This window comes from Vreelandella azerica (assembly GCF_013112225.1).
GTDB classification, from domain to species: Bacteria; Pseudomonadota; Gammaproteobacteria; order Pseudomonadales; family Halomonadaceae; genus Vreelandella; species Vreelandella azerica.
Genome location: NZ_JABFHI010000001.1, coordinates 320,453 through 340,796 on the forward strand (window position 1 = coordinate 320,453; position 20,344 = coordinate 340,796).

General features: G+C 52.8%; 12 protein-coding genes, 2 tRNA genes and 4 pseudogenes. 9 read left to right on the top strand and 9 right to left on the bottom strand.

The annotated features are described in order from the left end of the window. Positions 1-47 precede the first annotated feature (47 nt). Complete coding sequence (locus HLB35_RS01570; RefSeq protein ID WP_171701251.1) at positions 48-1,280, top strand: efflux RND transporter periplasmic adaptor subunit; 1,233 nt, start codon at positions 48-50, stop codon at positions 1,278-1,280. Then, positions 1,277-4,432, top strand: a pseudogene (locus HLB35_RS01575) (efflux RND transporter permease subunit). The gene HLB35_RS01570 and the pseudogene HLB35_RS01575 overlap by 4 nt, the downstream one beginning before the upstream one ends. Positions 4,433-4,515: 83 nt before the next feature. Here the strand turns inward: HLB35_RS01575 and HLB35_RS01580 are convergent. Beyond that, a complete protein-coding gene (locus HLB35_RS01580; protein ID WP_171701252.1) occupies positions 4,516-5,136 on the bottom strand; it encodes a TetR family transcriptional regulator in 621 nt (206 codons plus the stop codon). A gap of 148 nt (positions 5,137-5,284) precedes the next feature. Between HLB35_RS01580 and HLB35_RS01585 the strand changes: the two are divergent. Next, positions 5,285-6,314: pseudogene (locus HLB35_RS01585) on the top strand (succinylglutamate desuccinylase/aspartoacylase family protein). On the opposite strand, the pseudogene dusA reads toward HLB35_RS01585, so the two are convergent. Then, positions 6,303-7,356 (bottom strand): annotated as a pseudogene (dusA, locus tag HLB35_RS01590) (tRNA dihydrouridine(20/20a) synthase DusA). The pseudogenes HLB35_RS01585 and dusA sit on opposite strands and share 12 nt — an antisense overlap. A gap of 152 nt (positions 7,357-7,508) precedes the next feature. On the opposite strand from dusA, the gene HLB35_RS01595 reads away from it, so the two are divergent. Continuing rightward, positions 7,509-8,375: a site-specific integrase gene (locus HLB35_RS01595; protein WP_171701253.1), complete on the top strand. Its 867-nt coding sequence runs from the start codon at positions 7,509-7,511 to the stop codon at positions 8,373-8,375. Here the strand turns inward: HLB35_RS01595 and HLB35_RS01600 are convergent. The 4 genes from HLB35_RS01600 to HLB35_RS01610 all read right to left on the bottom strand — a co-directional run bounded on the left by HLB35_RS01600 (position 8,372) and on the right by HLB35_RS01610 (position 11,901). Continuing rightward, positions 8,372-9,549, bottom strand: a protein-coding gene (locus HLB35_RS01600) for an IS3 family transposase (protein ID WP_171701254.1) whose coding sequence is annotated in 2 segments (ribosomal slippage) — positions 8,372-9,366 and positions 9,366-9,549 — 1,179 coding nt in all. Because the reading frame shifts where the segments join, the coding sequence is not laid out codon by codon here. The genes HLB35_RS01595 and HLB35_RS01600 overlap by 4 nt on opposite strands. 258 nt (positions 9,550-9,807) lie before the next feature. Next, the gene (locus HLB35_RS16360; protein WP_216601348.1) at positions 9,808-10,200 is read right to left on the bottom strand and encodes a hypothetical protein; all 393 of its coding nucleotides are present in this window, start codon (positions 10,198-10,200) and stop codon (positions 9,808-9,810) included. Between the two features lie 128 nt (positions 10,201-10,328). Next, positions 10,329-10,616, bottom strand: coding sequence for a hypothetical protein (locus HLB35_RS16365; protein ID WP_216601349.1), 288 nt, complete (start codon positions 10,614-10,616; stop codon positions 10,329-10,331). After that, positions 10,606-11,901 carry a DNA cytosine methyltransferase gene (locus HLB35_RS01610; protein WP_171701255.1) on the bottom strand — a complete coding sequence of 432 codons (1,296 nt, stop codon included), beginning with the start codon at positions 11,899-11,901 and terminating at the stop codon, positions 10,606-10,608. The genes HLB35_RS16365 and HLB35_RS01610 overlap by 11 nt, the downstream gene beginning before the upstream one ends. A 299-nt stretch (positions 11,902-12,200) precedes the next feature. On the opposite strand from HLB35_RS01610, the gene HLB35_RS01615 reads away from it, so the two are divergent. Next, entirely contained in the window at positions 12,201-13,379 is a 1,179-nt protein-coding gene (locus HLB35_RS01615; RefSeq protein ID WP_171701256.1) for an IS3 family transposase, read from the top strand. 612 nt (positions 13,380-13,991) lie between these two features. Beyond that, positions 13,992-14,606: a hypothetical protein gene (locus tag HLB35_RS01620; protein WP_171701257.1), complete on the top strand. Its 615-nt coding sequence runs from the start codon at positions 13,992-13,994 to the stop codon at positions 14,604-14,606. On the opposite strand, the gene HLB35_RS01625 is transcribed toward HLB35_RS01620, so the two are convergent. After that, positions 14,603-15,133 carry a helix-turn-helix domain-containing protein gene (locus HLB35_RS01625; RefSeq protein WP_171701258.1) on the bottom strand — a complete coding sequence of 177 codons (531 nt, stop codon included), beginning with the start codon at positions 15,131-15,133 and terminating at the stop codon, positions 14,603-14,605. The two genes, HLB35_RS01620 and HLB35_RS01625, sit on opposite strands and share 4 nt — an antisense overlap. A 343-nt stretch (positions 15,134-15,476) precedes the next feature. Between HLB35_RS01625 and gltX the strand changes: the two are divergent. The 3 genes and pseudogenes from gltX to HLB35_RS01640 all read left to right on the top strand — a co-directional run bounded on the left by gltX (position 15,477) and on the right by HLB35_RS01640 (position 17,234). Then, positions 15,477-16,957: pseudogene (gene gltX / locus HLB35_RS01630) on the top strand (glutamate--tRNA ligase). 98 nt (positions 16,958-17,055) lie between these two features. After that, a tRNA-Ala gene (locus HLB35_RS01635) sits at positions 17,056-17,131 on the top strand. Positions 17,132-17,159: 28 nt separating this feature from the next. Continuing rightward, positions 17,160-17,234 (top strand) — tRNA-Glu (locus HLB35_RS01640). Positions 17,235-17,653: 419 nt separating this feature from the next. Here the strand turns inward: HLB35_RS01640 and HLB35_RS01645 are convergent. Together HLB35_RS01645 and gltA are read right to left on the bottom strand one after the other, a co-directional pair. After that, positions 17,654-18,535, bottom strand: coding sequence for an NAD(P)-dependent oxidoreductase (locus tag HLB35_RS01645; protein WP_171701259.1), 882 nt, complete (start codon positions 18,533-18,535; stop codon positions 17,654-17,656). A 113-nt stretch (positions 18,536-18,648) separates the two neighbouring features. Beyond that, the gene (gene gltA, locus HLB35_RS01650; RefSeq protein WP_171701260.1) at positions 18,649-19,935 is read right to left on the bottom strand and encodes a citrate synthase; all 1,287 of its coding nucleotides are present in this window, start codon (positions 19,933-19,935) and stop codon (positions 18,649-18,651) included. Positions 19,936-20,344: the final 409 nt, after the last annotated feature.

Consider the following 20,344-nt stretch of genomic DNA (forward strand, 5'->3'; position numbering starts at 1 on the left):
TTATGGCCTGCATGTACCTATCCAGCGGATAAACGGAAATACTGTCCATGAAGTTATTATCGAAGCAAGGCATGTTGGCAGCCCTGGTGATCGGGGCAGGCATCACGCTGAATGGCTTTCAACCCCAACCGGTGTTGGCGCAGTCAGGCGGAGGCCAGCAAGAGCGGCCGCCGCATGAAGTGGAAGTCACTGAGGTGCAGCGTCAGGACATTGATCTTGAGCGTTCCTACTCGTCATTGCTGCGCAGTGACAATGAAGTTGCCCTGGTAGCAAGGATCACTGGGGTTCTGCAGCAACGCCATTTCGAGCCTGGCCAGATGGTGGAAGAAGGCCAACGTCTTTATTCTATTGAGCCGGATGTCTATCAGGCAACGGTCAATCAGCGTGAAGCAGATCTGCAGAGTGCCCGTGCCGAGCTTTCCCGAGCCCAGCGCGATGCTGAGCGCTTTGAACGGCTGCTGAGCCAGAATTCGGTCAGCCGTCAGCAGTATGATCAGGCGTTGGCTGAAATGCAGGTGGCAAGAGCCAGCGTGGCTCAGGCGGATGCCGCTCTGGCGCGTGCGCGGATTGACCTGGCTTATTCTGAGGTAAAGGCGCCCGTCGCTGGGATGATCAGCCTGAGCGAGGTTAACGTAGGTAATCTGGTCACGCCGGGCACGGCGTTGACCACCATCACCCCGCTTGACCCGCTGGAAGTGCGTTTCCAGCTGCCTCAGCGAGATGCGTTTGAATTGCGTCGGCAGTTGAATGATGGCACTCAGCTGGCCGATATCATGGTATTGCTGGATGTGCCCGGTAGTACAGAGCCTCTGGAAGGTCATATGGATTACCTTGGCTCTCGGGTGAGCCAGGGCACCAGCACGGTTCAGGCCAATGCCAATGTCGACAACCCGAATGGCCAAGTATTGCCTGGGCAATTTGTGCGGGTACGTATTGCTGGGCTGAAGCGTTATGGCGTTATCGCCGTGCCGGAAATTGCCATTACCCAGGGGCTGATGGGGCCACAAGTATTTGTTCTTGATGAGAATGATACGGCCCGTGCGCGCACCATCGAGCTGGGCGAACTGGCAGGCCCATGGCAGGTAGTTGACGGTGGCCTGGCGTTAGGCGAGCGGGTTATTGTAGGTGACCCTGCTGGGATAGAACCGGGTCGCAAGATAGCCCCGCAGCCTTTTGACGGTAATGCTGCCAACCTGATGGACTCCAGTGAAGAACAGCAGGAAGGCCAGGGCGAAACTCAGCAAGGCGCGGCAGACGCGAGCGGAGATGACGCCTCATGAGTTTCTCCAACTTCTTTATTGCCCGGCCTATCTTTGCCACCGTGCTGGCGATCATCCTGACGCTGGTCGGTGTGGTCAGCATGCGGGTACTCCCTGTTGAGCAATATCCCAACGTTGTACCGCCTACCGTCTCAGTGAGCGCCCAGTTCCCTGGGGCGGATGCTGAAACGGTGGCGCAAACCGTGGCGGCTCCGCTGGCAGAAGCGATCAACGGCGTTGAGGACATGCTCTATATGACGTCAACCAGCGCCGATAACGGTTCAATGTCACTGAACGTTGCGTTTGATATCGGTACTTCTGGTGATATTAATACGATCAACGTCAATAATCGGGTTCAGGGGGCACTTTCCCGGCTTCCCGAGGCCGTGCAGTCTCAAGGGGTTAAGGTAGAGTTACGCTCCAGCTCGATTCTGATGCTGGTAGCGCTGATATCGCCAGATAACGACTACAGCCGCATTTTCATGCAGAACTACGCGACCTTGAACATTCTGGATGAGCTGCGTCAGGTGTCTGGTGTGGGGAAGCCGAAGTGCTGGGTGGCGGTGAGTTTGCCATGCGCATCTGGATGGACCCCAATAAGCTGGCGCAATACGATCTGACACCGACAGAAGTGGCCAGTGCCATTCGCGCCCAGAACACAGAAGTCCCGGCTGGTAGTCTGGCGGCAACGCCGCAAAGCGAGCCGCGCGCCTTTACCTATACGATTACTGCCGGTGGGCGTCTTAATAATGTGGATGACTTCCGCAATATTTTCTTGCGTACCAACCCAGACGGTTCAGCATTACGCCTTGATGATGTGGCGCGCATTGAGCTGGGGGCTTCCTTCTACGGGGTCAATGCCAAGTTGAATGGCGCGGGTATGACGCCGATCATCATCAACCAGCAGCCGGGTGCTAATGCGCTGGAAACCGCTGAGGCAGTACGTAATACCATGGTGGAACTAAAAGAGCGCTTTCCGCCGGGGCTTGATTATGTAGTGCCCTACGATACCACCCTGTTTATCGACGCCTCTGTCAATACGGTTGTTAAGGTCTTTATTGAAGCCTTCCTGATTGTTGGCGTTATCCTGTTTATCTTCCTGCAGAACTGGCGTTTTACTGTAATTGCCATGTCGGTGGTGCCGGTGGCGGTATTGGCGACCTTTGCTGGTTTCTACCTATTCGGTTTCTCGATCAACTTGTTGACGCTGTTTGCTCTTGTGCTATCCATCGGTATCGTGGTGGACGATGCGATTCTCGTGGTGGAAAACGTTGAGCGGGTACTGAGCGAAGATGAAGATATCACCGTTATGCAGGCGACAATCCGCGCCATGAAAGAGGTCGGGGGCCTGTCATCGCGACCTCCCTGATCATGGCGGCGGTTTTTGTGCCGGTGGCGTTTTTGGGCGGTTTTACCGGGCAGATCTACCAACAGTTCGCCCTGACAGTGGCTATTTCGGTTGCGTTCTCTGCGCTAATGGCGCTGACATTTACGCCAGCACTTTCGGCAATTTTCATCAAGCACAAGCCCAAGAGTGAATCAAAGGTCATGCATTCGCTGGGCTTGCCGCTGCGCTTGTTTGACCGCCTGTTCGCAGCGCTTACTGCAGGCTATATGGCCATTGTTAAGGTGTTGGTGCGCTTTTGGGGGCTGGCGCTGTTGTTGACCGGGCTGGTGGTAGGCGGCTCCTGGTGGCTTTACCAGACCACGCCAACGTCATTGGTGCCAGAAACTGATCAGGGGTTGTGCTGGCGGCAGTGCAGCTGCCGGATTCAGCATCCCTTGAGCGTACGCAATCCTATATGGATGAGCTGAGTAGCCAGATCGAAGCCATTGACGGCGTGCGTTATTCCTCTGCGGTGGCGGGCTATGACATCCTTTCCAGTGCGGTGAACACCGCTCGCGGTATCATGTTTATCAATCTTGACCCATGGGAGGAGCGTTCGTTAACCGCGGAGGGGCTCGTAGGCAGGATCATGCAGCTAGGTGCCCAGATTCCTGGCGGCTCGGCGATGGCCTTCAATGTGCCACCCATCATGGGGCTTTCTACCACAGGAGGTTTTACGGGATATCTGCAGTCCTTCGGTGGCGCAAATTCCCAGGAGCTATTTAACGCCTCCATGAAAGTTATGCAGGCCGCTAACCAGCATCCAGCGCTTAACCGTGTGTTTACGACCTTCAACGTTAATGTGCCGGGCTACCGGGCTGAAATTGATCAGCAGAAGGCGCTGAGTTACGGCGTTTCATTGCGGGATCTTAACGCCACCCTGTCGAATACCTTTGGCAATGGTTTTGTCAACTTTTTCAGCTATCAGAACCGCAACTTCCAGGTGTATCTGCAAAACGAAGATGAATACCGTAAAACGCCAGATGACCTGAGCCATGTCTATGTGCGTGGAGGTAGTGGTGAGCGGATTCCGCTGTCGGAGTTTGTCACCCTGGAGCGCCAGGCCAAGCCCTCGGTGGTGTCGCGCTTTGGTGTTTATCTGGGTGCTCAGTTTCAGGGCGGCCCAGCGGAAGGGTATAGCTCTACCCAGGCTATTGAGGCCATGGAAGAAGTGGTTCGCGAGACTCTAGGCAACGAGTGGGGCATGGGTTGGACAGGTACCGCCTATCAGGAAAGTGAGCTGGGCAACACTGCCGCTATGGCAATCATCTTTGGCCTGATTATGGTGTTCCTGATCCTTGCCGCCCAGTACGAAAGCTGGTCGCTGCCCTTGGCAGTATTAACGGCCACTCCTTTTGCCTTCCTGGGTAGTGTGGGCGGTATTGTGTTGCGGGGTCTGGATATCAGTGTTTACGTGGAAATCGGTATATTGGTGGTCGTTGGGCTGGCAGCCAAAAATGCCATCCTGATTGTTGAATTTGCCGAGCTGCAGCGTAAAGAGCTGGGTAAGACCATTCGCGAAGCAGCGGTGAGTGCAGCAGAACTGCGTTTCCGCCCGATTGTCATGACGTCTCTGGCGTTCATCTTCGGCACCTTGCCGCTGGCGCTTGCTACCGGCGCCAGTGATGTCAGCAGTCACCATATCGGTACCACGGTGGCGGTGGGCATGGGGACAGTGGCGATTCTGGGCAGTATGTTCATTCCCAGTTTCTACGCCATGATTGCAAGCGTTGCGCAGTGGTTCAACGACAAGCGCCAGGGAAGTGGAAAAGCATCTCAGGCGTAAGTGATATGCCGGTCTCTCCCTAAGAGACCTGAAGAACGCAAACACCGGCCTTTGAGCCGGTGTTTTGCTATCTGATGGGGGTTTTATGTTTCGGCAGGCTGCATGAGCTTAAGCTGGGTTTCCATCAGGCGTGAGCCTTGCTGATAAATCGAGAAGGATTCATGGTTACGCAGCCAATGATGGAAGAGGCCGCTAAGCATGGCGTTCATGATATCGGCGGCGATCTCCGGGGCAAGGCCCTCGCGCAACTGCTGGTAGTTGGCGGCGCAGCGGAAATAGTCGACCAGAGCGCCACAGGCCTCTTCAGCCATTTCGTTCTGCATACTGATAGGATCAATATCGCCAAAGGTTTCGCAGTGATGAATGAGGATGGTATGTACGCGCCGATAGCGCGGCTGCTCCAGACGCTTAAAGCCGTTAAGACACGCCAGACGAATGGCTTCCAAAGGCTTTTTGGCCAGTTCAGGATCATCAAGTTCTTCTACCAGCCCCTGAAAGGGCAGGCGTACACGTTCTAGCATGGCGTTGAACAGGTCGGCCTTGTTCTTGAAGTGCCAGTAGACAGCTCCTCGAGTCATGCCTGCGTGGCGAGCGATCTGCTCCAGAGACGTACGGGCCACTCCGTGCTCAATGAACATGTCTTCGGCAGCATCCAGCAACATCTCACGTGTTGCGGCAGCCTCCTCTTTTGTTTTGCGTACCATAAAGCCAATATCCATGATGAGATCGGTCACTATTTTAACTGACTCATCAGGGTTTTACCCGCTGGGGGAACGTTCATTTTCTTCGCCAGGCAGCTCTTCAGGTGTAGTATAAATAAAACACTGTTTTCATCGTCAAGGCAGATCTGATATGGCAAGAGCAGCTTTTACATTAGCCGGTAAGTCGGTGCAGCCTGGGCAGCGGTTGGAAATCGACCTTCCCCTTGCCCGGCTGTATACCCACACTCAACTGCATATGCCGGTTGAAGTGGTTCATGGCCGCAAGGACGGCCCAGTATTGCTGGTGTGCGGGGGCATTCATGGCGATGAAATCAATGGCGTGGAAATTGTGCGTCGTTTGCTGCGTTCCAAGGCCATCAACAGCCTGCGGGGCACCCTGATTGCGGTTCCCGTGGTCAACGTCTTCGGCTTTTTACAGCAAACCCGTTACCTGCCTGACCGTCGTGATCTTAACCGCTGTTTTCCAGGCAGCGAGTCTGGCTCTCTAGGTGGGCGAATTGCCGCCTTGCTCAGGGAAGAGATTGTCGATTGCGCTCCACATCATTGATTTGCACACCGGTGCCATTCACCGCACCAACCTGCCGCAGATTCGTGCCCAGTTAAGTACCGGCAGTGAAACCCAGCAAATGGCCGATGCCTTTGGGGCGCCGGTGATTCTGAATGCGGAACTGCGCGAGGGCAGCCTGCGCCATTACGCCCAGAATCGGGGAATTCCCGTGTTGACCTATGAAGCGGGTGAGGCGCTGCGCTTTGATGAATGGGCCATTGCCCCCGGGGTAAGAGGAGTGTTGAGAGTCATGCGCCGCCTGGGCATGCTGACAGGCGAGCAGCGCCGTCGGCGTCCTTCGCCTGCTGAGCTTGCCAATGGTTCAAGCTGGGCGCGGGCACCGATTGACGGCATCCTGCGCCCCAAGGTGCGCCTGGGCGCCCGGGTGGCGAAAGGAGAAGTACTGGGCAAAGTAGCCGACCCCTTTGGTAACGACGAAGACGAAGTGCGCGCCGTGGCAGACGGCATTGTGATCGGCATGAGCCGCTTGCCGTTGGCCAACGAGGGTGAGGCGCTGTTTCATATTGCCCGTTTTGATGCCATCGAAGAGGCTGAAACCGCGATAGAGTCGTTCAACTCTTCGCTGGAGCCACCGCCGGATTCACTCTACTGATGCAGGCTCAGCCACTTCTTCTGGCTCACGTACCAGGCTCAGGGCGTCATCAAAGATGCGTAAACCGGCGCCCTCCTGGTGGGCATGTTCAGACAGGTGGCGACGGAAGCGACGCCCGCCGGGGCAGCCCTGAAACAGCCCCAGCAGGTGGCGGGTAATGTGATTCAGCTTGGCGCCTTCATCCAGGCGCGCCTGGATATAAGGACGAAACGCCTCAGCCGCAGCCAGACGGCTGCTGGCCGGGTCTGGTTGGCCATAAAAAGCGCTATCGACCTTGGCTAGCAGCCAGGGGTTCTGATAGGCCCTCTGCCGACCATGACGCTATCAACATGGGCAAGCTGGGCCTGACAGGCATCAAGCGTCTTGATGCCGCCATTGATGCCAATATGCAGCTCAGGGTGGCGTTGCTTCAAACGCTGGACGCGTGGGTAGTTCAGCGGCGGCACATCACGGTTCTGCTTGGGTGAAAGCCCCTGCAGCCAGGCCTTGCGGGCATGCACGATGAAGGTATCGCAACCCGCATCTGCCACCTGGTGAATAAAGTTCTCGAGGTCAGCATCCTCGTCCTGATCATCAATGCCGATACGACATTTCACCGTGATCGGAATGGACACTGCCGCCTGCATAGCCTTGACCGCCGCCGCGACCTTTTCAGGGTGGCCCATCAGGCAGGCGCCAATTAGGTTGTTCTGCACCCGATCGCTGGGGCAACCCACATTCAGGTTAACCTCGTCATAGCCCCAGGCTTCGGCAATCGCCGCGCATTCCGCCAGCTCACCGGCATCGCTACCCCCAACTGCAGAGCAATCGGGTGCTCAACCTCGCTGTAGCCCAGAAAACGCTCACGCGGTGAGCCATGCAAAATGGCCCCCGTCGTCACCATCTCGGTATATAGCAGTGCCTGACGGGTCAGAGTACGTGCGAATGCTCGGTAATCTCGTGTGGTCCAATCCATCATAGGGGCCACAGAAAACGTTCTATCCAGCTCAGGGCGGGCGGTGCCAGACTTCATGCGGGTTTGCTGGGTTGCATTATCAATCATAACTGTTCATATTTACAGTGATTAGGTGGCGTTTTACATGATTCGTTGGTATATATCGGGTACTTGAGCCGCTTTGGATTGGGTACATCAGAGAGGCAAGTAAGGCAACGATTCGCAAGCGCCGTAAAAAGGACAACAGTTTCTCATATCTGGTGCAAATTCGCATCGCGCGTACTGGTCAGGCTGACTACTCAGAGTCAAAAACATTCCCTAAAAAAGCGATGGCAGCAGAGTGGGCAAAGCGTCGCGAGCTTGAGTTATCCGCGCCTGGGGGTATTTTAGCTGCAAAATGGAAGGGCGTTACTTTACACGATGCTATTGAGCGTTACCTACATGAATTTGCAGATGGTGCAGGACGTAGCAAGCGGGCCACCATTGAGCAGTTGCAGCGCTTCCCTATCGTACGTGTCAAAATCACTGAGCTTAGCAGCGAGCAAATTATCGATCATGCGCAGGTACGCCGCCGTAGTGGTGTTAAGCCTTCAACAACAGCTCAAGATATCACTTGGCTGGGGATAATTCTGAAAACAGCGGTAGCAGCTTGGCGTATGCCGGTGGATCTCAATGAATTTGAATCGGCTAAGCTGCTTCTACGTAGCAAAGGCCTGATTAGTCGCCCTGGTTCGCGGGACCGTCGGCCAACACTAGAAGAGATCAAGCAAGTACGCGCTTACTTCCAGCGCTCTCAGAAGATCCGGCCGAGTGCGATCATCCCTATGGAAGACATTATGGACTTTGCGATTGCCTCAGCCCGTCGGCAAGAGGAGATAACGCGCCTTACTTGGGATGATCTGGACGAAGTAGCCATGACGTGCTGGGTACGCGATGCCAAGCACCCACGCCAGAAGATGGGCAATCACAAACGCTTTAAGCTTACCCATGAAGCGATGGTCATCATTCAAAGGCAGCCACGCAAGCAGGATGAACCTCGGATATTTCCCTATAGCGGTAAATCTACAGGTACTCGCTGGCGAGCAGCAACAGCTGATCTTACCCAGCAAAAGTGGACACTGGTTTAAGCGATCATTCGGGCTTCAAATGCCTCTGGGCTAATCATCCCAATAGCACTGTGCCGCCGTTGCTTGTTGTAGTCCAGTTCGATGTATTCAAACACCTGGCTCCTCATCACGTCTCGTGTTTTAAACTGCTCTCCGTAAATTGCTTCCACCTTGAGACTGTGGAAGAAGCTCTCTGCACAAGCATTATCATAACAGTTGCCTTTAGCGCTCATGCTGCACTTGAGCTCATGCCGCGTCAGCAGTGATTGGTAAAGCATGGAACAGTATTGACTGCCTCGATCAGAGTGGACGATCACGCCTTTGGGCATTTTGCGTTTCCATAGCGCCATCTGCAGGGCATCACAAACGAGGTCGGCCGTCATACGTTCGCTCATTGCCCAACCAACCACTTTACGAGAGTAAAGATCAATGAGCACGGCCAGGTAAAGCCAGCCTTCGCCCGTCGCTAAATATGTGATGTCACCCACCCACTTTTGATTGGGAGCTGATGCCATGAAGTTTTGCTCTAGTAGATTTGGCGCCACTGGCAGCGAATGCCGAGAGTTCGTGGTGGCCTTAAACTTACGGGCTGCTTTAGCGCGCAAGCCTTGGCGCTGTAAGCTGGCAGCCATCGTCTTACGATTAATTGGCATTCCATCATCTCGCAGGTCTAGCGTTAATCTCGGGGCGCCTGAGCGTCCCTTACGTTGGTGATAAGCCTTGGCCACGCGCTGATCGATAATGGCTTGCTGGCTGCGTTTTGGAGACGTGGCCCCCTCGCGCTGCCGCCAAGCGTAGTAGCCGCTTCGAGCGACCCCAATAACATGGCACATACGTTGAACGCTGAAAGCCTGACGATGACGATGGATAAAGGCGTACTTCACTTCAGGCTCTTCGCGAAGTTCGGGACCGCCATCGGGACGCGGCCTTTTTGTGATGGCCAGCTCCTCATTGGCTTCGGCTAACTGTCGCTTCAGGCGAGCGTTTTCCTCTGCCAGTGACCGCTCTCGCCCGAGGTATCTTGTTGTTGCTGAACCTTAGAACGCCACTGATAAAGCTGACTCGAATGTATGCCCAGTTCACGAGCCGCTGCGGCGACGCCTATGCGATCAGCAAGCGCTAACGCTTCTTGCCGATAGGCATCTGAATAACGGGTATAAGATTTTTTCTTCATTGATGTCGTCGATCTTGCCATGGTTCACCTCATCGTAGCGTATAACATTTTTGAGGTGTCTACTGTTACTGGGCAAGATCAGTTCGTGTGCTATATTAGAAGCGTCGCATTGAAGCACGCGGGACGGAATCCGACTCGCCAGAAGGAAGTGGCAACGCAAGAAAACCCCCCGGCCATGGATGGCTGGGGGTTTTGCGTTTGGGCTATGGGTTGTTGATGGAGTAATGGTTAATGGGGCACATTAGTTTCAGTTGAATTTTGAATTACATAAACAGATCACTAATCCATTCTTGAGTAGACTTCCAGCTCTTTAGGAGAGATATCTGATGTAGGCACCAATTTATAGTGCTTCTCTCGAACTACTTTGATTTCATCATTATCAACTGTCAGCTCAAACATGGCTATTCGATCATCGTCCATAAACTGGGCAGAAACAGCTCTACATATCAGGTCTGGAAACTTCTGCTCACAACAGCGGATATCCTGCTCGGTTTGAGTGATGCCGTGTTTATCATTGCCACCTTTCGCTTGTACGGGGATTACGTATTGCTGCCCGTTGCTGTTAACCCCTACATAGATTTCATCGATTTCAATTTGGCCACGTCCTTTAACTGTCGTCCTTAGATGGTTTTGTAAGGAGTAAGCTGATATGCCCAAGAAGATATCGATCAACCTGTTGTAACGAACTTTGGCTAGTAGCGCTTGCTCATCACCCAGAGCATTAGCCCCTATAATCTCAGGAGTAGCATCTGGAATTTTGATTGTAACAAGGTCTTGACGCGGTAGGATGCGGCTAAGTGTTACTTGTTTAAAACGATATCTTGCCCGTCCAGCACCTTCGATAATCCACTCCAGATCAGGTTCAGCGGTAGACTTGATGCCTTCTGGTAGTTCATTTCTGTATCTAAATGAATAAATGACGTCGCCGATATTTTTGGAAGCTTTATGTCGAGCTCTTCTGCGATTGGCTGAACCTCGTCACGTTCAAATTCAAATTCCATATCGCCGGGAACGTAATGATCATCGAAAATGCGCTGAATAATGACTGAATAAACATTGGGTTTGCGTGGCTTTTTCTTATCCGACATTAGCTTCTTCTCTTGTCATTTTCTCAAGTTTGCTAGAGTTCTTACGCGTTCTCTGAGCAATGGTGTCGCGCGGGACTCCGAAATACTTTGCTGCATTGCCCATATCCATGTAGAGAAACTCAGTATCATTGAGGTCGAGTTTCTTGCGTGGCTTCTTCGGCTTCTCGCCAAGCGCTTGCATGATCTGGCCTGCTATTGCCCGACCCAGCAGAGGGGGAACACTGTTGCCAATCTGACGGAAACCGTGCCACTTCGTGGAGTGGAAACGAAACCAATCTGGGTAGGAATGCAATCTTGCGGCTTCCCTGGCTGTGATTACCCTAGGAAAGCGTGGGTGGATCGGCCTGGGGGAAGTGAAAGCACCACGGGCACTATCTGTTCCAGCGCGGAGAGTATTACAAAGCCCATTAAAATCTAGCTTGCGAAAGCGGCTTACAGGTTCAGTTTTGCCCGGCACTGTCGCGGTGAACCTGCTCTGGGAAAGCTCTGTATGCTCCGTTCTGAGGCTGGATGACAATAAGTCTTGATCATAGTTGCGAGGGTAGCTGAAGTCACTTGGGTCGCGGTCTAGACCACGTAGTCGTCTAGCATACGTCGAGGTAGTTTCCCATTTAACTTTTACAGTATCAGAGGTGCGTAACTCCTCGAAAGAGTTGGCATCAGGTAGGTCACCGATGGCATCCCACACGGTCGCACCAACTTTTATAGGTTCGGGATAGGTTGGTTTAGTTAGCCCTGTCCTGGCACCCATCAGAAAGAGACGCTGGCGAGATTGAGGCACACCATAGTTAGCTGCGTTGAGTACTTGGTAGGGCATAACCACGTCGTAACCTGCCACACCAAGCGCTGCAATCATCTCATCAAGAAACTTACGGTGTTTGCCCAGCGTCAAGCCTTTTACGTTTTCAAATACACAGTACTTAGGCTGCAACTCTTCAACCAGACGAACATAATGGGACGCCAGCTCATTGCGTGGATCGTCCAACACACGTTTACCGATCATCGAAAATCCTTGGCATGGTGCCCCGCCAAAAACGACATCGATATCTCTGGTGCCGATTCCAGAACGTTGCCTAATGTCATAACCTGTTAAGTCGGTGACGCTCGCGCAGATCGCTTTGGAATAAGGAAAATTGTACTCGTGAGTAGCAGAATGAATAGGATCGATTTCAACGGCGGCAGCGATGTTGAAACCGGCCTGCTCAAAACCTAGAGACATGCCGCCTGCGCCTGCGAATAGATCAACCCCTATGGGCCTCTCAGGAATGGATATTTTATCTGCCATCTAAATGCCATTGATCCGGTAGATGAAGCTGTAGTAATGGTCAAATACTATAACGCTTGTGAAAGACAATTTCTTTGCTACAAGTGTTTATTTATGTTGGTCACCGCGTCTGCATCCTGACTTCGCAGGTGTAGCCGCTGTCGGTGAACTGGTGGGTGACTTCGTCGATGATCCAGGGGTGGCGTCGATCTCGGGTTTGTAGCCTTCGGTGATGACCGGGGTTTCGGGGTAGAGGTCGGTGATCTTGCCCAGTAACAGTAGACACCTCAAAAATGTTATACGCTACGATGAGGTGAACCATGGCAAGATCGACGACATCAATGAAGAAAAAATCTTATACCCGTTATTCAGATGCCTATCGGCAAGAAGCGTTAGCGCTTGCTGATCGCATAGGCGTCGCCGCAGCGGCTCGTGAACTGGGCATACATTCGAGTCAGCTTTATCAGTGGCGTTCTAAGGTTCAGCAACAACAAGATACCTCGGAGCGAGAGCGGTCACTGGCAGAGGAAAACGCTCGCCTGAAGCGACAGTTAGCCGAAGCCAATGAGGAGCTGGCCATCACAAAAAGGCCGCGTCCCGATGGCGGTCCCGAACTTCGCGAAGAGCCTGAAGTGAAGTACGCCTTTATCCATCGTCATCGTCAGGCTTTCAGCGTTCAACGTATGTGCCATGTTATTGGGGTCGCTCGAAGCGGCTACTACGCTTGGCGGCAGCGCGAGAGGGCCTCGTCTCCAAAACGCAGCCAGCAAGCCATTATCGATCAGCGCGTGGCCAAGGCTTATCACCAACGTAAGGGACGCTCAGGCGCCCCGAGATTAACGCTAGACCTGCGAGATGATGGAATGCCAATTAATCGTAAGACGGTGGCTGCCAGCTTACAGCGCCAAGGCTTGCGCGCTAAAGCAGCCCGTAAGTTTAAGGCCACCACGAACTCTCGGCATTCGCTGCCAGTGGCGCCAAATCTACTAGAGCAGAACTTCATGGCATCAGCTCCCAATCAAAAGTGGGTGGGTGACATCACATATTTAGCGACGGGCGAAGGCTGGCTTTACCTGGCCGTGCTCATTGATCTTTACTCTCGTAAAGTGGTTGGTTGGGCAATGAGCGAACGTATGACGGCCGACCTCGTTTGTGATGCCCTGCAGATAGCGCTATGGAAACGCAAAATGCCCAAAGGCGTGATCGTCCACTCTGATCGAGGCAGTCAATACTGTTCCATGCTTTACCAATCACTGCTGACGCGGCATGAGCTCAAGTGCAGCATGAGCGCTAAAGGCAACTGTTATGATAATGCTTGTGCAGAGAGCTTCTTCCACAGTCTCAAGGTGGAAGCAATTTACGGAGAGCAGTTTAAAACACGAGACGTGATGAGGAGCCAGGTGTTTGAATACATCGAACTGGACTACAACAAGCAACGGCGGCACAGTGCTATTGGGATGATTAGCCCAGAGGCATTTGAAGCCCGAATGATCGCTTAAACCAGTGTCCACTTTTGCTGGGTAAGATCAGTGTGTCGTATATCAATATAGTGTGACACTTTACGTGAACATCGCAAGCGATATCGGACACAGGATGTGTAATAGCGTTTCTACTTTTTGCGGTGCTGAATAGGGCTGATCCGGGCTTCAGCTTGCTGTTACAGTCTTTCCTACCGCGTTTGCATCCTGACCTCACAGGTGTACCCGCTGTCGGTGAGCTGGTGGGTGACCTCGCCGATGATCCAGGGGTGGCGTCAATCTCGGGTTTGTAGCCTTCGGCAGTGGATGGTGGCTGCCTTGCGCTTCTGCGTCGTAATTTTGTAGGTATCCCGCAGGGCATCGATGATCCCGAGCGTAATTTCGACCTTGGTTTTATAACCTTTCTCATCAACTTTTGTTGTGCCGCCTGGTCTTATATGTGTCCGCAAGTGGGTCGGGGCAGGGTGCTACACAGAGGTGAGAAGGGGTTCTTGCCAGGCGGAACAAAACTTGCCAAATTATTTTCCAATACTTGTACGTAATGTGCCTGTACGCTGGGGTATTATCGGCGTAGTGTCGTGGCATTATCTGTTTGGTGTTGCTATGGCATTGCCAAATCCTGAGGAGGCTTGAATGGCGGTCATCAAAATTCAGTGGCTGGTGGTAGGTGTTGTGTTTACGTTGGTGGCAGGTTGTGGTGGAACAAGCGACGAGGATAAATCGACTCTGGGTAGGGATTATACAACAACGCCACCATCTGCTGAGTCGTCTGAGCAGTCGTCCTCATCTGAACGTCAGATGTCGACGTCCAACCAGCCGCTTGAGGCCACGGTTGAGGCGTTTATGGAGTTGCGTAGTGATCGCCGGATCATTGTCACTGGCCAGACAAACCTGCCGGTGGGTTCTAATATCAACGTTATGGTCGAGCGTGAGCTAAGCAGCGTGCGCTGGCGGGAAAGAACCCAAGTAGCGGAAGAAGGGCGCTTTCGTGTGGGGCCTTTAGGCCCAGGCAGTGGCTTGCCTGATGGCGGTTATCGCGTCAGCGTGGAGCTGATGGAGTCCAGCATTCAGCCTGAAAGTGTTCGCCAGCGGATCGGCCTTGAAGGCGAAAACCTGACCGGCGAGCTGGTTGAGCAATCTCGCCACGGCCTTGGGCAGATCATCAACTATTCGCGCCGTTTTATGATCGGAGCAGAGCCGCGGCGAACACGTGACGAAGTAGAAGTTCTCGCAGTGCCTGAGCCCTAAACGGCTCGCCAGTGGCAAAGTAGGATGGCATGCAGAGGCAACTCGCTACTGGGTAAGGCGTCGAGATGTTTTATTTCCAGTTGAGAGCCATTAGATACAAGATAATGGCCAGCCTGTTGAAATACCTCAGTTGGCCCCAACAACGCCAGATCACCTGCTTTTAAAGGGTCAAAATGTGTGTCAGGCCCGGGCGTGGCAATAAACGCAGGAGCGTGCCAAGGTAGCCTGATAGGAAGGACACTGTCGCTAACATCAATCGGGCTGGCGTTCATCTGCTTCCAGGGAAAAGGCCCTGTATGGCTAAGTACGGGCAGCGCCGAACGATTGTCACCTTCAAGCAGGGTGGAAAGTGAGCAGGTAAGTGCATCCGCCAGGGCGACCAGCCGCTCGTGTCCGATCTGCTTGATAGCACCCGATTCCCAATAAGAGATTGTGACGTCTGATACGCCAATTCTACGTGCTAATTCAGCTTTGTTGAGCTCGGCTCTCAGCCTGAGCTCCTTGATACGAGCGCCTAGCGATTGCATGAGTTTTTCCTATTGAGCACCTGAACTTTCAGGCAGATGTTGATGAAACCTGACGGCCGAGACGTCATTATACCTACAGGCTGCTCGACTAAAGCTGTCAGAGGGTCGTGTGCCAAACATGGCTATCGTTCTTCGCTACCATTTTAGCGTCTGCTTATGCAAAGTTAAATCATGATTGCATATGCACTGGCTTGTAAAACGATAAATCAACTTTTTGATTCTGTTCGAGTCGTAATGTTCCAGCCATTGCGCACGTTGGGTGCCGCTACTGCCGGTATCTGTATGAATGCGTATAATGTGTCCACGTAAATTGATTCATTCTGCTGTTTTCAAGGAAGCCTCCATGACTGTACGTACTCGTATTGCTCCTTCGCCAACGGGTGACCCCCATGTGGGCACAGCCTATATTGCATTATTCAATCTCTGTTTTGCCCGCCAGTATGACGGTCAGTTTATATTAAGAATAGAAGATACTGACCGGACGCGCTCGACGGCTGAGTCGGAGCAGATGATTCTTGATTCGCTGCGTTGGTTAGGTCTTGAGTGGGATGAAGGCCCGGATGTGGGTGGTCCGTATGGCCCTTATCGCCAAAGTGAGCGGGGCGATATCTATGCCCAGCACGCCCAGCAGTTGATTGATGCTGGCCATGCGTTCAAGTGCTATCGCACCTCTGAAGAGTTGGATCAACTGCGTGAAGCCCGTAAGGCCGCTGGCATGCACCTGGCACTAAAGCCTTCTGATCTTGCCCTTGACGCAGAAGAGGTTGCGCGTCGCGAGCAGGAGGGTTGGTCCTATGTTGTGCGTATGCATGTGCCGGGCGAAGGTGTCTGTGTGGTAGAGGATATGTTGCGCGGGCGCATTGAAGTGGAATGGAGTCAGGTCGATGCGCAGATCCTGCTTAAATCTGATGGTATGCCCACTTATCATCTGGCTAATGTGGTAGATGATCATCTGATGGGCATTACCCATGTATTACGGGGCGAGGAATGGATCAACTCGGCTCCCAAGCATCAGTTGCTCTATGAGTACTTTGGTTGGGAGATGCCCGAGCTTTGTCACATGCCCTTGTTGCGTAACCCTGACAAATCGAAGCTTTCCAAGCGCAAAAACCCGACTTCTATCAATTATTACCGGCGCATGGGGTTTCTGCCTCAGGCAGTGATCAACTATCTTGGGCGGATGGGATGGTCCATGCCGGATGAGCGTGAAAAATTCAGCCTGGAAGAAATGCTGGCATCTTTTGATATTCAGCGCGTCTCGCTGGGTGGCCCGGTGTTTGATCTGGAAAAGCTGACCTGGTTAAACGGTGTGTATATCCGCGAAGATCTTGACGATACGGCCTTTCTGCAGGCGCTGCGTGAATGGGCTTTTAATGAGGACTATGCACGCCAGATTATTCCTCAGGTCCGGTCGCGCGTGGAAACCCTATCTCAGGTCATGCCGTTGGCAGAGCATTTTTTTGCCGGCTTACCGGCAATTGATGAAGGATCTTTTGCCTCAATCAAGCTTGAACAGGAAACCCTGGTGAAGCTATTGCAGTTTCTGACCTGGCGCCTGGAAGTTGTCTCTGCCTGGAACAAGGAATCGCTGCAAGGTGAAGTGCAGGTTCTGGCAGAGCATTTTGAGCTCAAGATGAAGGCCTTTCTTGCACCGGTATTTATTGCCATCACAGGCAGTACCACGAGCACCTCTGTTTTGCATGGCATGGTCATTCTGGGCTCAGACATGACCCGCGCCCGCTTGCGTCATGCCATTGAGGTATTAGGGGTGTTTCGAAAAAGCAGGTCAAGCGCTTCGAGAAGGAATTTCGTGATATTGGCTGAGCAATCCACCACACTGGCCTGATTGCCAATTAAGTGCCTTAAATAGGTTGACGAAGACGAGGCGAATAAGTATTATACGTCTCGTCTTCAGGGCATGTGGGGCCTTAGCTCAGCTGGGAGAGCGCAACACTGGCAGTGTTGAGGTCAGCGGTTCGATCCCGCTAGGCTCCACCATTTATTGCACTCGAAGCAACGTGTCTACGTCCCATTCGTCTAGTGGTCCAGGACACCGCCCTTTCACGGCGGTAACAGGGGTTCGAACCCCTATGGGACGCCACTCTTTTTGCACCTGTTTCCACGCAATCCAGCTGCAGTATCATCTACTCCATCAGTGAGTCTGAACACGCCTTTTGATACCCTATCAATAATGGTTATTCCATTGTTGTTTTCTGCCGTTCTTGTCTTTTTATTTCTCGCTTTATTGCCAGTTTGCGTGCAATTTAGGCTTGACTTGTCCACTTTTGCTGTTCTTCGATGCCAGGTTGTGCACAACTACCATAACACTGCCCTGAAAACAGGCGCTTGGGTGTAATGCATTTAAAATCAATAGCTTATATTAGGTCAAAAATTGACCAATTTAAGGCAAGCCCGCATATAATGGCGATTCTGAGACGTTTTCTAGTGGTTGTGAACAGGGTTATCCACAGAAGGTGTGGAAAAACCCTGTTTCGGCCCCGAAGGTGAAAAAGTCAAGCGTTATTCGGGCTTGCGCAGGCGTTTTAGTAGCGATGAAGTGTCCCATCTTCCACCACCCATTGCCTGTACATCGGCGTAGAATTGATCGACCAGTGCGGTGACGGGCAGAGTAGCATCAAGACGACGTGCCTGTGTCAGGCAGATGTCCAGATCCTTGCGCATCCAGTTGACCGCGAAACCGTGTTCGTAGTGATCGTCAATCATGGTGGCGTGGCGGTTTTCCATCTGCCAGGAACCAGCGGCTCCTTTAGAAATAACTTCAACAACCTGGCGTTGGTCTAGCCCTGCCTGTTCAGCAAAATGCAGGCCTTCTGCCAGCCCTTGTACCAGGCCAGCGATGCAGATTTGGTTAACCATCTTGGTGAGCTGGCCGCTGCTGGCTTCGCCCATCAGGGTGACCGCACGAGCATAGTGGTCGAGAATCGGTCTGACCTGTTCAAAGTGAACGGGATTTCCGCCACACATAATGGTCAAGCCGCCATTTTCTGCGCCTTGTTGCCCGCCCGAAACAGGCGCGTCGAAAAAGGCAATGCCCTGTTCCTGGCAGGTGGCATCCAGTTCCAGTGCAAGGTCCGCAGAGGCAGTGGTGTGGTCGACCAGATAGGTGCCGTCTTGCATGCTCTGTAATACGCCGTGTTCGCCGCAGATAACCTCGCGGACATCGTTGTCATTACCAACGCATACCAGTACCAGGTCAGCGCCCTCAGCGGCTTCTGCAGGCGTCGCGTGGGCACTGCCGCCATGTTCGGCGACCCAGTGCTCAGCTTTTTGAGCCGTGCGGTTGTAGACCCGTGTGGTCAGCCCCTGGCGAGCCAGATGCCCTGCCATGGGGTAACCCATCACACCCAGGCCGATAAAAGCAACGGTAGAAATTGTGCGCATTAAAGCGTCTCCTTAAATGTTTATGCAAAGTGTATGTGCAAACAAAAGGCCACCCTAAGGTGGCCTTGTGAATCATGCCAGACAATACAGGCAAGGTTCGACAGTCGCGCGGATCATTTCTTGGGATAATCACGCTGGTCGTGGCCAGTGTAAAGCTGGCGAGGACGACCAATCTTGTAGCTGTCGCTGTGCATTTCGTGCCAATGGGAGATCCAGCCAATTGTGCGTGATACCGCAAAGATTACGGTAAACATATTGGTGGGAATGCCCATTGCTTTCAGGATGATGCCTGAGTAGAAGTCGACATTCGGATAGAGCTTGCGCTCGATGAAGTATTCGTCTTCCAGGGCGATCTGCTCCAGGCGCTTGGCGATCTTGAGCTGGGGGTCATCAGCTAGCCCGAGTTCAGCCAGTACTTCGTCGCAGGTTTCTTTCATTACCTTGGCGCGTGGATCAAAGTTGCGATAGACGCGGTGCCCAAAGCCCATCAGCTTGAAGGGGTCATCCTTGTCTTTGGCCTTGTCAACAAAACGCTGGATGTTCTCTTCAGACTCATCGCCAATCTCATCGAGCATGTTCAGAACGGCTTCGTTGGCGCCACCGTGTGCTGGCCCCCAAAGAGCGGCAATACCTGCGCTGATACAGGCGAACGGGTTGGCACCGGTAGAGCCTGCCAAACGCACCGTAGAGGTGGAGGCGTTCTGCTCATGATCAGCGTGTAGGGTGAAGATGCGATCCATGGCCTTGGCGCAGACCGGATTGATTTTATAATCCTCGCACGGGTTGCTGAACATCATGTAAAGGAAGTTTTCAGCGTAGCTCAGGTCATTGCGCGGGTAGTTGAACGGCTGCCCAACGTTATATTTGTGCGACATGGCAGCAATAGTGGGCATCTTAGCAATCAGGCGGATAGCGCTGATCACTCGATCTTCTTCTTTAGTGATGTCCATATGGTCGTGGTAGAAAGCCGCCAGACCGCCTACCACACCACACAGAATCGACATGGGGTGGGCGTCGCGGCGAAAGCCCTTGAAGAAGTTGTTGATCTGGTCGTGTACCATGGTGTGATTACGGATACGCGACTCAAAATCAGCATACTGCTCTTCGTTGGGAAGCTCGCCGAACAGCAGGGTATAGCAGACTTCAACAAAGTTGGATTTGCTGGCTAGTTGGTCAATCGGGTAACCGCGGTGCAGAAGAATACCTTTGCCGCCATCAATATAGGTGATGGCTGATTGGCAGGAGGACGTAGCCATAAAGCCAGGATCATAAGTGAATAGGCCTTCACTACCCAGAGCACGTACATCAATAACGTCCGGTCCAAGCGAGCCAGAATAAATGGGTAGTTCAATTGCCTTATCCAGGCCATCTACCGTCAGTGTTGCTTTCCTGTCAGCCATGCAGGCCTCCTTTCGAATTCGGTTTGGGGACGTGATGTCATTGTTTAGATACCGCGCCGGCGAAAAGGCTTGCCCACTATAGAAGTGTGCGACAGATTGTCAATTAGCCTAAATGCTAGCTACAATAGTACAGGGTTGTTACCTTGAACAATATTTGTATATGATTATGACACCTGACGTTCATTGCTCTTTCACTCAAGTCAGTCGATTCTTCGGGATGTCAGAGCGATATCTTTGTGTGGGTGACAGGCAATGCATTCGGGAGAAATGCCAGTCAGTGTTCCAAGTTGTGGTTTACCTGACTACTATAGACATGCTGCAGTGCAAAATCGACCGCTTGGATGTGATTTTTGTTGCACCATGGTCGAGTAACGCTTTTGTTCAGTTTGTCAGCGGGGCATTAGGTTCT

Coding starts and splice junctions, on each gene's coding strand:
- HLB35_RS01570 (WP_171701251.1), top strand. CDS start 48: ATGAAGTTATTATCGAAGCAAGGCATGTTGGCAGCCCTGGTGATCGGG.
- HLB35_RS01580 (WP_171701252.1), bottom strand. CDS start 5,136: ATGGTACGCAAAACAAAAGAGGAGGCTGCCGCAACACGTGAGATGTTG.
- HLB35_RS16365 (WP_216601349.1), bottom strand. CDS start 10,616: ATGTCGGATAAGAAAAAGCCACGCAAACCCAATGTTTATTCAGTCATT.
- HLB35_RS01610 (WP_171701255.1), bottom strand. CDS start 11,901: ATGGCAGATAAAATATCCATTCCTGAGAGGCCCATAGGGGTTGATCTA.
- HLB35_RS01615 (WP_171701256.1), top strand. CDS start 12,201: ATGGCAAGATCGACGACATCAATGAAGAAAAAATCTTATACCCGTTAT.
- HLB35_RS01620 (WP_171701257.1), top strand. CDS start 13,992: ATGGCGGTCATCAAAATTCAGTGGCTGGTGGTAGGTGTTGTGTTTACG.
- HLB35_RS01625 (WP_171701258.1), bottom strand. CDS start 15,133: ATGCAATCGCTAGGCGCTCGTATCAAGGAGCTCAGGCTGAGAGCCGAG.
- HLB35_RS01645 (WP_171701259.1), bottom strand. CDS start 18,535: ATGCGCACAATTTCTACCGTTGCTTTTATCGGCCTGGGTGTGATGGGT.
- gltA (WP_171701260.1), bottom strand. CDS start 19,935: ATGGCTGACAGGAAAGCAACACTGACGGTAGATGGCCTGGATAAGGCA.